This window comes from Arthrobacter ginkgonis (assembly GCF_039540195.1).
In the GTDB taxonomy this organism is placed as follows: Bacteria; Actinomycetota; Actinomycetes; order Actinomycetales; family Micrococcaceae; genus Zafaria; species Zafaria ginkgonis.
In genome coordinates, this window is the sequence record NZ_BAABEO010000008.1 from 774,953 (window position 1) to 787,753 (window position 12,801).

The 12,801-nt window shown below is 67.6% G+C and carries 10 protein-coding genes; 4 read left to right on the forward strand and 6 right to left on the reverse strand.

Features of this window, described 5'->3' with window-relative positions; all coding sequences use genetic code 11:
- Positions 1–4 precede the first annotated feature (4 nt).
- Positions 5–1,684: a PucR family transcriptional regulator gene (locus ABD912_RS06180; protein ID WP_345149264.1), complete on the forward strand. Its 1,680-nt coding sequence runs from the start codon at positions 5–7 to the stop codon at positions 1,682–1,684.
- 83 nt (positions 1,685–1,767) lie between these two features.
- On the opposite strand, the gene ABD912_RS06185 is transcribed toward ABD912_RS06180, so the two are convergent.
- Positions 1,768–2,628, reverse strand: a complete 861-nt coding sequence (locus ABD912_RS06185) for an SDR family oxidoreductase (RefSeq protein ID WP_345149266.1) — start codon at positions 2,626–2,628, stop codon at positions 1,768–1,770.
- Complete coding sequence (locus tag ABD912_RS06190) at positions 2,621–3,595, reverse strand: helix-turn-helix transcriptional regulator (protein ID WP_345149267.1); 975 nt, start codon at positions 3,593–3,595, stop codon at positions 2,621–2,623. The genes ABD912_RS06185 and ABD912_RS06190 overlap by 8 nt, the downstream gene beginning before the upstream one ends.
- A gap of 277 nt (positions 3,596–3,872) precedes the next feature.
- Between ABD912_RS06190 and ABD912_RS06195 the strand changes: the two genes are divergently transcribed.
- Complete coding sequence (locus ABD912_RS06195) at positions 3,873–4,646, forward strand: ion transporter (protein WP_345149268.1); 774 nt, start codon at positions 3,873–3,875, stop codon at positions 4,644–4,646.
- An 18-nt stretch (positions 4,647–4,664) separates the two neighbouring features.
- Here the strand turns inward: ABD912_RS06195 and ABD912_RS06200 are convergent, their stop codons facing one another.
- The 4 genes from ABD912_RS06200 to ABD912_RS06215 all read right to left on the reverse strand — a co-directional run bounded on the left by ABD912_RS06200 (position 4,665) and on the right by ABD912_RS06215 (position 9,569).
- Positions 4,665–6,044: a glutamate decarboxylase gene (locus tag ABD912_RS06200; RefSeq protein ID WP_345149269.1), complete on the reverse strand. Its 1,380-nt coding sequence runs from the start codon at positions 6,042–6,044 to the stop codon at positions 4,665–4,667.
- Positions 6,045–6,075: 31 nt separating this feature from the next.
- Positions 6,076–8,169: a chloride channel protein gene (locus tag ABD912_RS06205; RefSeq protein WP_345149270.1), complete on the reverse strand. Its 2,094-nt coding sequence runs from the start codon at positions 8,167–8,169 to the stop codon at positions 6,076–6,078.
- A 313-nt stretch (positions 8,170–8,482) separates the two neighbouring features.
- Positions 8,483–9,034 carry a YceI family protein gene (locus tag ABD912_RS06210; protein WP_345149272.1) on the reverse strand — a complete coding sequence of 184 codons (552 nt, stop codon included), beginning with the start codon at positions 9,032–9,034 and terminating at the stop codon, positions 8,483–8,485.
- Between the two features lie 58 nt (positions 9,035–9,092).
- Positions 9,093–9,569: a YccF domain-containing protein gene (locus ABD912_RS06215; RefSeq protein ID WP_345149274.1), complete on the reverse strand. Its 477-nt coding sequence runs from the start codon at positions 9,567–9,569 to the stop codon at positions 9,093–9,095.
- Between the two features lie 229 nt (positions 9,570–9,798).
- Between ABD912_RS06215 and ABD912_RS06220 the strand changes: the two genes are divergently transcribed.
- Together ABD912_RS06220 and trmB are read left to right on the forward strand one after the other, a co-directional pair.
- On the forward strand, positions 9,799–11,859 hold the full coding sequence (locus ABD912_RS06220; protein WP_345149276.1) for a penicillin-binding transpeptidase domain-containing protein: 2,061 nt from the start codon (positions 9,799–9,801) through the stop codon (positions 11,857–11,859).
- A 10-nt stretch (positions 11,860–11,869) separates the two neighbouring features.
- On the forward strand, positions 11,870–12,724 hold the full coding sequence (gene trmB, locus ABD912_RS06225; RefSeq protein WP_345149277.1) for a tRNA (guanosine(46)-N7)-methyltransferase TrmB: 855 nt from the start codon (positions 11,870–11,872) through the stop codon (positions 12,722–12,724).
- The last annotated feature ends 77 nt before the right edge of the window (positions 12,725–12,801 follow it).

The window sequence follows — 12,801 nt, forward strand, 5'->3', positions numbered from 1 at the left end:
ATGCATGAACACTGCGGAACAGGGCATGGGAGAGGGCGGCCTCCAGGGGTCCGTCGTGCGGCTGTCCGACTGCATCCAGCTGATGCAGGCGGATCTGGTGCATGCCAACCCCACACCGGAGAACCTCGCCCATCCCGTCTCCGACGTCCTCATGTACGACCCGTTGGACGAATGGACAAGCGTCGATGACCGCATCATCCTGGCCGTCGGCCTGACCTGCGGCTCGCCGGATTTCGACCAGCTGCTGCACCGGGCCTCCAACAGCAACGCCGCAGCAGTGGTGGTCAAGGCCCATGGCGCTCCCATGGATCGGCTTCGTTCCGCCGCGGTCCTGCACAGCCTGGCCGTGCTGGTGGCTCCGGACAGCGTGGATTGGACGCGCCTGGTGGCGCTGGCGAGGGCCTCCGTCGTGGGGGCGGCCGTGGATTCGGTCTCCGGTGTCCGCCTCGGGGACCTTTACGCCTTCGCCAACGCCGCCGCATCAATCACCAACGGCGCGGCCAGCATCGTGGATCCCCTGGGCAGGATTCTGGGATATTCGACGCTGCCGGGCCAGCCCGTCGACGAACTCCGCCGCGTCACCACCCTTTCCCTGCAGGAAACCACGCCACCGGCATTCGATACGGATTTCAAGACCGTCTACGCATCGGCGGGCGCGGTGCTGATCCCCTCAAGAGGCGAGGAGATGGACCGGATCGCCCTGGGGGTGAGGGCCGGCGGGGAACTGCTTGGCACGATCTGGATCCTCGATCCTGGCGCGGACAAGCGCGAGTCCGCGCTGGAAGCACTCGACAAGATGGCGCCGCTGGCCGGGCTGCACATGCTCCATGCCCGCTCGGCCTCCGACTTCGGGGAACGCCGCAACGGGGACCTGATCCGCACGCTCATGGACGACACCGCGCATGCCTCATTTGCCGCCGCCCAGCTCGGACTCGACGCGGCCAACGGGCTCGCCGTCGCGGCCTTTTCGATCGTCCGTTCCGAAACCGGGAGTCTGGAGGCCGTGCGCGAAATCCAACGGCTGCTGCATCTTGTCACGACCGTCTGCAACCTCCAGTTCAACACCAGCCACAGTGCCCTCATCGATTCGGTCGTCTACGCCCTCCTGCCCTGCGAAGGATCCACCCCCAGGGCCGCGCATCGGCGCCTGGTCCAGGAGATCGGCGCCTACTCCCACACGATCAGTTCCCACCCGCTCATCGCAGCCGTCGGCGGCATCGCACCCCGGGTGGAGGACCTGCCCGGATCCAGGTCGGAAGCGCTGCAAACCCTGCAGTACCTGCTCCACCGCCAATCGGCGGTGGCGGACGCCCGTGCCGGGCAATCCCCCGCCACCGGGCTTTTCGAGGACTACCGGGTTCCGTTGAATCTCCTGAAGATCGGGGCGTTCATCGATGACAACGGACTTGCCGGCCTCGACGACATCGTCAAGATCCAGGCCCATGATGCCGAACAGCAGACCGACTACCTGGACACCCTGCGGGCCTATCTGGCGTCGAACGGAAGCATCTCCACGATGGCGGCCCGCCTCCACGTGCACAACAACACCGTCCGCTACCGGGTCTCACGCCTGGCCAAGGACTTCGACATCGATCTGGACGACCCGCAGAAGCGGCTCTGGCTCTGGCTGCGCCTCACCACCATGGATCTGGCGCCCCAGGCAAAGCCAACCACGCAGAGGTAGCGGCAGGGCATTGGAAATGGGGAGCTTGGCCCCCAAGCGGGATCATCAGCCGCCACGCGGAGGGAATTCGGCCGGTGGGTGGGTCAGGCGTCGTCGTGGGCCAGGTGGCTGGAAAGCTCGCGGTGGGCGTCGGCCTGGTCCTGGAGTTGTTTGGCCCGGGTCTCGAATACTCCGACGGCATCCGCGCCGGCGGCGAAGCGCAGCGGCGGCTCGTCAAGTTCGGCCAGTTGGATCAGGGTGTCGGCGAGCTTGGCCGGGTCCCCGCCCTGCTGCCCGTTCATGCCCTGCCACGCGGTGACCGTCTGCTCGGTCCTTTCGGCATAGTCCTCGATGGTGGAGGCGGCGTAGCTGGTGGATTCCGGGGTGAGAAGCTCGGTGCGGAAGAACCCCGGTTCCACGATCATGGTGCGGATGCCGAACGGGGCGATTTCGGGGGCCAGGGACTCCGCCCAGCCCTCCACGCCGAACTTCGACGCGGCATAGGCAGTCAGGAACTCCCCGCCTGCGATGCCTGCGGTCGAGGAGATGGTGACGACCAGGCCGGAGCGCTGGGCCCGCAGGACGGGCAAGGCCGCACGGGTAACGTTCATGGGCCCGAACATGGTGGTTTCGATCTGCGTCCGGAAGTCCTCCGGGGTGATCTCCTCGAAGAACCCGGCGTAGAAGTTGCCGGCGTTGTTCACGATCACGTCAATCCGGCCGAACCGGTCCACGGCGGCTTGGATGGCGTCCGCCGCGTCGTTGGAATCAGTGACGTCCAGCTTCACCGCCAGCAGGTCCTCGCTTTCACCCACGGCTTGGGCGACCCTTTCCGGATTGCGGCCCGTGGCAACGACCGCGTGGCCGGCCGCGAGGGCCGCCTTCGCGATGTCGGTGCCCATCCCGCGGCCGGCGCCGGTGATGAACCAGACCTTCTTCTCGGTCATGTTTTCCTTCTCAGTCATGTGAGGGTCCTGTCTTTCCTGGGTTACGCGTTCTCGGTTGCGCGTGGGAGCGAGTGTCCGGGACGGAGGATCCACCGGCAGGATCGCCGGCGGTGGTTGTTTGGGGAGGCGATGCCGCCCAGCTGGCGAGGAATGCCAGCGCGTTTTCGGATGCGGAACCCGGCTCGGCGGTGAAGGTGAAAAGGGTCTGGCCCTCATCGCCGGGAAGGTCCAGCGTTTCGTACTGCAGGGACAGGTCTCCGGCGACCGGGTGGTGGAAGCGTTTGGTCCCCGTGGTGTGGATCCGCACGTCATGTCCGGCCCAGAGCGAGGCGAACAGCGCGCTGCGCGTGGTCAGTTCGCCAATCAGTTCGTTCAGGGCCCGGTCGTGGGGGTTCCTGCCCGCTTCCGTGCGCAGCATGGCGACCGTGGTGGCCGCGATGACGCGCCCATCGGGGTAGAAGTCGCCCGCGTGCGGATCGAGGAAGAGGTAGCGCGCCTGGTTCGGCAGCCGGCCCGGACTGGCCGAAGCGGCGGAGGTGAACACCTCCGCGTACAGCGCGCGGCCCAACAGGTTGGCGGCCAGCACGTCCGAACGGCCGTTCTGCACCAGGGCGACCACTCCGACCATGCCGTCCAGCAGGCGCACTACCCCGGCGCGGACCCGCTGCTGGGGCGGCCGGCGGGCCGACCCACGCGACGGCATGTTGGCCGTCCGCGCCAGGTCCAAAAGGTGTGCCCGCTCGGCCTCGTCCAGCTGGAGGGCGGCAGCCACGGCCTCGAGCACCGAGTCTGAAACGCCGCGGATGCTGCCGCGTTCCAGCCGCGTGTAGTAGTCCGTGCTCACTCCGGCGAGCTGGGCGACTTCCTCGCGGCGCAGGCCCGGCACGCGGCGCAGCTCCCCGTAGCTGGGGATCCCGGCCTGCTCCGGGCTGATCTTCGCGCGCCGTGAGATCAGGAAGTCCCGGATTTCTTCTTTTCTGTCCACATCCACCACGCTACGCAGGCCGGGCGGCCGGTGGCAGTGTCTGTCAGACACCCCCAACCGGCAGGACAATGTGCACCACAAGGCCATTTGACGCGGTGTTGGCAGCGTTTTTTGGCGAGGGTGCTCCGGAAATCAGGCGGGCTGGTGCTGGGACCAACGTGGACGGGATCGCTCGTGCCGGTGGTTTTGCCTGGAGGCAACAGGGAGGACCGCAGCCCCGTTGGGGCCGGGGCGAAAAGTGTCGGCTGCGCAGCTGCTGACGTGCCATCATCCTCACATGACCAAGGAACGCACTGAACTGAAGAGCATCGGATACGAGATCTTCATCGGTATCCTTTCGATCCTGTCGATCGTCAATCTGGTGCTCTTGTATGCCGTGCAGGACACGTCGCTCGACACCGTGCTCACCGTGATGAACGCCCTTTTCAGCGTGGTCTTCCTCATCGACTTCCTCTACCGGATCGTCACCGCGCCAGCGGCGGGCGCCTATTTCTTCAAGCACTTCGGCTGGGCCGACCTGTTGGCCAGCCTGCCTTTCGCGCAATTCAAGATCCTGCGCGTCTTCCGGCTGATTCGGGTGTACCGCCTGCTCCGCGAAGTCGGCATCCGCACGATCGGCCGCACGTTGAGCAAGGACCGGGCCGGCAGCTCCCTGTACATCCTGCTGCTCATGGGCATATTCGTGCTGGAATTCGGAAGCCTCGCGATGCTCCGCGTCGAACAGGACGCCCCAGGGGCCAACATCACGACCGCCTCGGACGCCCTCTGGTACACGATCGTCACCATCTCGACGGTTGGCTACGGCGACCAGTATCCGGTCACCGATGCGGGCCGTTTCATTGGAGCAGTCGTCATAGTCATCGGTGTGGGCATCTTCGGAACGTTCACCGGCTACCTGGCCAACTTCTTCCTCTCTCCCAAGAAGAACCCCGCGCCTTCCGTCGAGGCGGCCGGCACCGGTACCGCGAGCGTCGAAGCACTCCGCCTTCGCCTCGAAGAGTCCGAGGCCAAGCTCACCGAGATCAGGAAGCTGGTTGTCGAGCCAACCTGAGTGAACGCCGGCACCGGGTCAATGGCCGGGTCCGGTGACGATCTTCTTTCGTTCGGATTCGTGCGCGCCGCCCTTCTTCGCCAGCGTGGAGCACGCCTCTTCGATGTCTCGGGCGAGCGTGTCGACGTGCTCGCGGCTCAGCGTTTCCTTGACCAGGGCGCGCATGATCGTCACCTCTTGGGCGTTCGGCGGCAGGGTGTAGGCCGGCACCATCCAGCCGCGCTCGGCCGCGAGCTGCCAGGCGATGTCGAACTCGTCGTACCCGGTGTCCTCGGCGAGCCGGAACGCGACCAGGGGAAGCTGCTCCCAGTCGCGGCCGATGATCTCGAACCTGCCCATGGCGTCCAGCTTCTCGGCGAGGACGCGGGCGTTGGCCTGCATGTTCTTCATGATGTAGGCGTAACCGGCGCGGCCATAGCGCACGAAGTTGTAGTACTGGGCCAGAACCATCGACGAGCCGGTGGAGAAGTTCAGGGTGAAGGTCGAGTCGACCTTGCCGAGGTAGTTCTCCTCGAAAACCAAGTCCTTGGCCAGGTCGGCCTTCTCCCGGAAGATCAGCCAGCCGATGCCGGGATAGACCAGTCCGAACTTGTGCCCGGAGACATTGATCGAACGGACCTGCTCGAGCCGGAAGTCCCACGCGGAGTCCGGGTAGAGGAAGGGCCAGACGAATCCCCCGCTGGCCCCGTCCACGTGCAACGGCACATCAAGGCCCCGCTCGTGCTTGATCCGCAGCAGCAGGTCGTTGATGCCGACGACGTCGTCCTTGTGCCCGGTGAACGTCGTACCCAGCACTGCTGCGACACCGATGGTGTTCTCGTCGATATGGGCCTGCACGTCCTCCGGGCCGATCGTGTACTTCCCCGGCTGCAGCGGCACGATCCGCGGCTCGACGTCGAAGTAGCGGCAGAACTTCTCCCATACGACATGCACGTCGCCGCCGAACACCAGGTTCGGGCTCGACGCCGACGCGCCGGCGGCCTCGCGACGCTTGCGCCAGTTCCACTTCAGCGACAGGCCGCCGAGCATGATCGCCTCGGACGATCCCTGGGTTCGGGCTCCCGTCGTCTCGCCGGGCGCATGGAAGAGGTCGGCGAGCATGCGGATGCAGCGCTGCTCGATCTCGGCCGTGCGGGGATATTCGGCGTGGTCGATGAAATTGCGGTGCAGGTTCGTGGCGATGATCCGCTGGGCCTGCGGCTCCATCCATGTCGTCACGAAGGTCGCCAGGTTCCGGGCCGGATCGCCCTCCAGCGCCAGGTCCTCCGCCACGAGCCGGAAAGCGTCCTCAGCAGGCATGCCGGTCTCCGGGAACTCCCGGGTCGGAACCTCCTGGGTGACGAATCGGTTGCCGAACAGCGCCGCGTCGGCGTCCGTCGGCTCGAAATTTGCTGACATCACTTCTCCTTCAGGGACTGTTGAAAAGGGATTACGGATGGGCTCCCCGCTCCGCGGGAACCGGGGATCCGGTGGATTCCGGACTCAGCATCAGGATCGCGCCGGTGAGGAAGCACAGGGCTCCCGCGAAGGTGCCGAGATTGGACAGCTCGGCGTTCCAGACATCGCCGGTCGACGGCACGATGAAGGCTCCGACGGCCGAGAAGCCGAACGCAATGGAGCCGGCCAGGTTGATCACGGCGATCTTCCAGGCCCGAGGCCTTCGGCCGGCAATGCGCCCGGCAATGCCGCGGCCGGCATCCCGCAACGCCACACCGCTTGCCAGGAGGAAGGCGATTGAACCCAGGGCGTCGGGCCGCCACACCCGCTGCTCTGTCAGCGCCACACTGAGATTGACCCGCAGGGCCTCTCCCGTACTCAAGTTGAACCACAGCGTGCCGGCAAGTTGAATCGCGGCAGCGAGCCAGCCGAGATTCCGCGGCGCCCATACCCAAAACGAATGCCGCCGGGCGGCACCCACGGCCGGGAGCGCGTCAACGGCTTCGCGGTACTGCAGGAACGCCGCACTGGTGAAGAACAGCGAACCGACGAAGAAGGTGAGCGCATCCAAGCGCAATCCCACGGCCTCGGCGTAGAACGGCACGGCCCCCAAGGCGAACAGGCTCGAGCCAATGATGAACAGCCAGGCGATCCACCGGTCCCGCGCGGCCGAAAGGTCCGCGCTCGAGATCGCAGTTCCAGCCGCAGGGGAGGTCCTCGAGGGAGTCCGATGGTGGACACTGCCGGCATCGTCAGCCGCTGCGGACGCCCTCGGGACCGGGAGCACGCTGGTGATCACGAAGGCCACCGCGACAGCCACCACCACCTGGGGCGTTACGGCCACACCGTCCACTCCCAGCAGCAGCGTGGCCAGCAGCGTCGATGTCAGCGGCAGCCGCAGCATGGCCGCGCACATGGCTCCCATGCCCATGCCGATCCCTGCCGCGAGATCCATTCCGGGCAACCCGCTCGCGGCGATTCCGAGCGCCGCGCCGATGAACATCGACGGGAACACGGGTCCGCCGCGAAAAGCGCTCAGCGAGAGCCCGTAGACCAAGGTCTTGCAAGCGATCAGCAGGAGCAGCACGGCAAGCGAGTAGTCCGCGGCATGTTCGACCAGTTCCGGAAGCGCGTCCTGCCCCGAGAACAACACTTGCGTAAAGCTGTGCCCGGAGATCAGCTGGTACGCCATCGCGGTCAGGCCGATCAGCAAGCCGAGCGCGGACGTCACCAACACCCGGTTCAGGTGCACGAGAGGACGAAGCGACAGCCCGACCCAGCGGATCAGCCATCCCAACAGCGCGCCAACCGCGCCCATGATCACCGCCCAGGCCAGCATCGCCACCGTCGGCGGCACCGCTGGCGGCACCACGGGCAGCGCCAGCGAGAAGGTGCCCAGCCCGGTCCAGCCGTCCAAGCCGACGAACACCAGCGCCCCGACGCCGGAAGCGATCAGTCCGGGCAGGGCCACCAGGCTCAGCGTCATTCCTCCAATCCCGGCGACCTCCATGATCAGGAAGGCACCGAGCACGGGAGACCCGAGAAGGGTACTGATCGCCGCGAAGCTGCCGGCCGACGCCATGATCGTCGCGGCCATCGGTGGAGCGTCCTTCTTCACCAAGTGCACCGCCAGCGCCCCGAGGCCGCCACCGATCGCGATCAGCGGCGCCTCCGGCCCGAGCACCGCACCCAGGCTGAGCGTGGACAGCGCCGCGAGGACAATGCCCACGAGCTCCCGGCCGCTGGCCGGACCGCCGCCCGTCTTGAATCCGAAAGCGGGTGAGTGGCCCCCAGTCCCCGGCAGGTACCGGATGGTCAACGCCGTCAACAGTCCACACAGCACCAACCACGGAACCGGCCACCACGCGGGAGCAGGACTCCCAAGGACTTGATTCGGCAGTTCGACGAAGACGAACTGCTGGACCGCCGTGACCAAAGCGAGAAAACCGTACGCAATGATCGAGATGGGAACCCCCAGGACCGCTGCCAGCACGAGCGCAGCGATGTACGCCTTGGAACGAATCACGGCGGCGGCATCGATACCGGACTGATCGATGCCGGGGGGCGGCGCGGCAGGGTCGCTCATTCCCGGCAACCCGGCGCGCCAGTGACGGTTCGGATCACCCCAGCCAAAGGAGGCGTCAAGAGGACCGGGCGAACGGGTTCGGTGCGGCCGTGGTATCGGTTGAGCATCCCTTGTCCTTCCGCTGGCCGTCCGCTAGGCGGCGGGAGCCCTCAGTGAGGTCTCACAAGCGATAGAGGCTGGTCGATCACCTTTTCTCCACGCTAACGCTTCCAGTGGGGGCAGGCCTCACCCACTGCGGGTGAAAGAAGACCAAAGAACACCGCCGTCCGTCGCGGACGCCGCACTGAAGCCGCAGCCGGTCGGCGCCGAGGGACTAGGCCTCCTTGATGACCGAGATCTCGAATTCCAGCAGGACCTTTTCGGAAACCAGCAGGCCGCCCGAATCGAGCGCGGCGTTCCATTCGAGCCCGTACTCGCGGCGGTCGATGCGGCGGCTGCCCTCAAAGCCCGCCCGCAGGTTGCCGAAGGGGTCCTTTTCCACGCCCGTGAACTCGATGGGCACGGCCACTTCCTTGGTGGTGCCCTTGATGGTCAGGTCTCCGTTGACGATGAAGCTGTTCTCATCAACCTGGTCGATCCGGGTGCTGGTGAAGGTGATCTCCGGGTACTTCGGGGCATCGAAGAAGTCGTTGGTGCGCAGGTGCTGGTCGCGGTCCGCGTTGCGGGTGTCGATGCTGGCGACCTTGACGGTCAGCGACACGGCGGACTTGCTCGGGTCCTCGACGTTCACGTCCACGTAGCCGTCGATGTCGTTGAAGGCACCGCGCACCTTGGTCACCATGGCGTGGCGCGCGTTGAAGCCGATCCGGGTGTGGGACGGATCGAAACGCCAGCGGCCGGCGTGCGAAGGGTCGAACTGAGTCATGCCTTCCCCCTGGGGTCAAGGTGTGCCCGCGGGAAGCCCCGCAGGCCCTTTCCATAATCTACCAACGGCCACCGCCGGAATGTCGATCCCTTGTCAAGTTCGTCTTCCGGACTCTATCGCTCGCGCAGGGCCACCGCACCCTTACCGGGTCCACTTCGACGATTTGCTTGCCCAGCGGGGCCAGCGAGACCGGAATCATCTTCAGGTTGGCGATGCCCAGCGGAATGCCGATGATGCTCAGGAACATCGGGATCGACGTGAGGACGTGCCCGATGGCGATCCAGATGCCGGCAACCACGATCCAGATGAGGTTGCCGATGCTGGTCACCACTCCGATCCGCCCGCCGCGATCCACCACGGTGCGCCCGAACGGCCACAGGGCGTAGGAGGCGATCCGGAAGGATGCGATGCCGTAAGGGATCGTCACGATCAGCAGGCAGCAGACGACGCCGGCCAGCATGTAGCCGAGGGCCAGCCAGATGCCGCCGAACACCAGCCAAATGAGGTTCAGGGCATTCGAGAGGATTCTGCTCATGCGACCATTCTGCGCCCCTCCGACGCCCGGCGCATCGGGAACCCCCGGGTTCCATCCCTACCCCGTAGGCGGGGCACCTCCTGGCATTGGTTACCCGAATCGGTTTAGATTTACCGGCTCTCTTGAGAGGCTTTGAGATATGCCAAGCCTCCATCCTTCGAAGTCCTGTCCCGATCCGGCGTGTCGGCGCATCGGGGAGCCGGGGTTCCACCCTGGACATAATGGGTCCATGACGCCCAACGCAGCATCATTCGCCCTGTCCCTGCGTCCCTCCCGCCCCGCCCGAACGGCGGCCGGTGCGCTTGCCGCCGTGCTGGTGGCCGCCGGGCTGGCCGCCTGCACTCCGCAGCGGCCGGACCCGCGGCCCGCGGCGGAGGCCCTCGCCGCCGGCCTGCAGGCCGGGGACCTGTCCGCCGTCGCCCTGGCCGGGGACGCGGCCGCGGCAACGGAACAGCTGAAGACCGCCGTCGCCGGCCTCGGGGAGACCGCGCGCACGGTCGCGCTCGAGGACGTCGCGGCCGACGCCGGATCCGCGGATCCCGCGACCGCCACCGCGCGGCTGCGCACCACGTGGGACCTGGACGGGAAGCCGGAGGACACGGGCGGGGACTGGACGTACCAGACCACGGCAACGCTTGAATACGACGCCGACGCGTCCGCCTGGCGCGTCCGCTATGCCCCCGAGGTGGCGGTTGCCGGACTGCAGGCGGGCGAGGGGCTGCGCCTGGAAAGGGTGGCCGGGGCCCGCGGGGACATCCTCGGCGCGGGAGGCACGGAACTGGTCACCGCGCGCCCGGTAGTCAGGGTGGGCCTGGACAAGGCCCGCGTGGACGCCGCGGACGCCGCCGACTCGGCGCGGGACCTGGCCGAACTGGTGGACATCGACGCGGCCGCGTACGCCGCCAAGGTGAAGGCCGCCGGCGCCAAGGCGTTCGTCGAGGCGATCGTGCTGCGCGACGACGCCGACCGCACCGTGACCAACCCAGACATCGAAGCCATCGCCGGCGGACGGGCGATCGGCATGACGCTGCCGCTGGCGCCCACCCGGACCTTCGCCCGGCCCGTGCTGGGCACGGTGGGCGAGGCCACCGCCGAAATCGTCGAGAAGTCCGGGGGTACCGTCAAGGCCGGCGACCGGGTGGGCCTGTCCGGACTGCAGGCCACGTACCAGGAGCGGCTGGCCGGCACGCCGGGGCTGCGCGTGTGGACGGTCCCGGCGAAGGCCGAGGGGTCCGGCGCCGGGGAGGGCACGGCGTCGGACGGGGACACCGCATCCGGGGACAATGCATCCGGGGAGACCACGACGGCGGAACCGCGCCAGCTGTTCGAACGCGCGGCCGTGGACGGCGTCGCCCTCACCACGACGCTGGAGAAGGACATGCAGGAGGTCGCCGAAAACGTCATCGCCGACGCGGACTCCCCCAGTGCGGTCGTGGCCATCCGCCCTTCCGACGGCGCGATCCTCGCCGCCGCCAACGGGCCGACGTCGAACGGGTACAACACCGCGATGGTCGCGAAGTACGCGCCCGGGTCCACGTTCAAGGTGGTCTCCGCGCTCGCGATGCTGCGCTCGGGCTACACGCCCTCCTCCAAGGTCGAGTGCCCGCAGACCACCGAGCTGGACGGGCGCACCTTCAAGAACTTCACCGGCTACCCCACGGACAGCCTCGGCACGATCACGCTGGCCGAGGCGATCGCGCAGTCCTGCAACACCGTTTTCATCAACGCCAGCAAGAAGGTGGAGATGTCCGCCGTGGCCGACGCCGCCGCCTCGCTGGGCCTGACGGCCGAACCGGCCACCGGGTCCGCCTCGTTCCTCGGGTCCGTCCCGGCCGATTCGACCGGCACCGAGCACGCCGCCAACATGATCGGTCAGGGCGTCGTCGAGGCCTCCCCGCTGGGCATGGCGACGGTCGCCGCCTCCGTGGCCAAGGGCTCCACTGTCTCCCCGCACCTGGTCGCTGACCCGGCCCCCGAGGCGGCCGCCGCGCCGCAGACCCCGCTCACCGCCGAAGAGGCGGAACAGCTCAAGAAGCTGATGTCCGGGACCGTGGACCACGGGACCGTCACCGACCTGCAGGACGTGCCCGGCCCGGCGGTCCAGGCCAAGACGGGGACGGCGGAGTACGGGGACGGGTCCAAGGATCTGCGCCACACCTGGGTGATCGCGATCCAGGGCGACCTGGCCGTCGCGGTGTTCGTGGAGACCGGGTTTTCCGGGGCGGAGACCGGCGGGCCGCTTATGAAGGAGTTCCTCACCAAGGCGCAGGCAGTGGGCGGGGACGACTAACCTAGAACGAATGAGCATTCCCCAGGAGCACAAGCCCCCGGTCAGCGGCCGAGCGGCCGAGGACCTGTCCTACTACCGGTCCGAGCCGGTCTCATTCGTGCGCCGCGGCAGCCGCCTGCACGGCAAGCGGGAAGAGGCGTGGGAGCGCCAGGCCGACCGCTTCGTCATCGACGTTCCGCGCCACCACGCGGACACCTCCGTGCATGAGGACGCCGCCTTCGACGCCGACGCGGTGTACGGCCGACGGGCCCCGCTGACGGTGGAGATCGGCTCCGGACTCGGCGAGGCGATTGCCCACGCCGCGGTGGACCATCCGGAACGGGACTTCCTGGCCGTGGAGGTGTACCGGCCCGGGCTGGCGCAGCTGATGGTGCGCATCGAGCAGAAGGGCCTGGAGAACGTGCGGGCCGTGCAGGCCAACGCGCCGGAGGTCCTGGACGTGATGCTGGCGCCCGGGTCCGTCGACGAGCTGTGGGTCTTCTTCTCGGACCCGTGGCACAAGGCCAAGCACCACAAGCGCCGCCTGGTGAAGGAGTCCTTCGCCGCGAAGGCCGCACGGGCGCTGGCGCCGGGCGGAATCTGGCGGCTGGCCACCGACTGGTCCAACTACGCCGAACAGATGCGCGAGGTGCTGGACGCCTCCCCCGACTTCGAATCCCTGCACCCCGGCGAGCGCACCGGCGAGGACAGCCCGCTGACGCTGGTGCGCCGCGCCGGGCTCGAGGGCCACGAGCCCGATCCCGACTTCACGGACGACCGCGGCGGATGGGCCCCGCGCTGGGACGGGCGCATGCTGACCAGCTTCGAGGGCAAGGCGCACAAGGCGGGCCGGCTGGTGTTCGACCTCGCCTACCGGCGCATCTAGCAGGCGCATCCAACCACGGCACGACGGCGAAGGGGCGGCCCCGGACGAAAGTCCGGGACCGCCCCTTTCGGTTGTGC

Bases quoted from the DNA above. Each gene is read 5' to 3' on its own strand.
- ABD912_RS06205 (WP_345149270.1), bottom strand. From the start codon at position 8,169: ATGAGCGACCCTGCCGCGCCGCCCCCCGGCATCGATCAGTCCGGTATC.
- ABD912_RS06215 (WP_345149274.1), bottom strand. From the start codon at position 9,569: ATGAGCAGAATCCTCTCGAATGCCCTGAACCTCATTTGGCTGGTGTTC.
- trmB (WP_345149277.1), top strand. From the start codon at position 11,870: ATGAGCATTCCCCAGGAGCACAAGCCCCCGGTCAGCGGCCGAGCGGCC.
- ABD912_RS06220 (WP_345149276.1), top strand. From the start codon at position 9,799: ATGACGCCCAACGCAGCATCATTCGCCCTGTCCCTGCGTCCCTCCCGC.
- ABD912_RS06185 (WP_345149266.1), bottom strand. From the start codon at position 2,628: ATGACTGAGAAGGAAAACATGACCGAGAAGAAGGTCTGGTTCATCACC.
- ABD912_RS06180 (WP_345149264.1), top strand. From the start codon at position 5: ATGAACACTGCGGAACAGGGCATGGGAGAGGGCGGCCTCCAGGGGTCC.
- ABD912_RS06195 (WP_345149268.1), top strand. From the start codon at position 3,873: ATGACCAAGGAACGCACTGAACTGAAGAGCATCGGATACGAGATCTTC.
- ABD912_RS06210 (WP_345149272.1), bottom strand. From the start codon at position 9,034: ATGACTCAGTTCGACCCTTCGCACGCCGGCCGCTGGCGTTTCGATCCG.
- ABD912_RS06200 (WP_345149269.1), bottom strand. From the start codon at position 6,044: ATGTCAGCAAATTTCGAGCCGACGGACGCCGACGCGGCGCTGTTCGGC.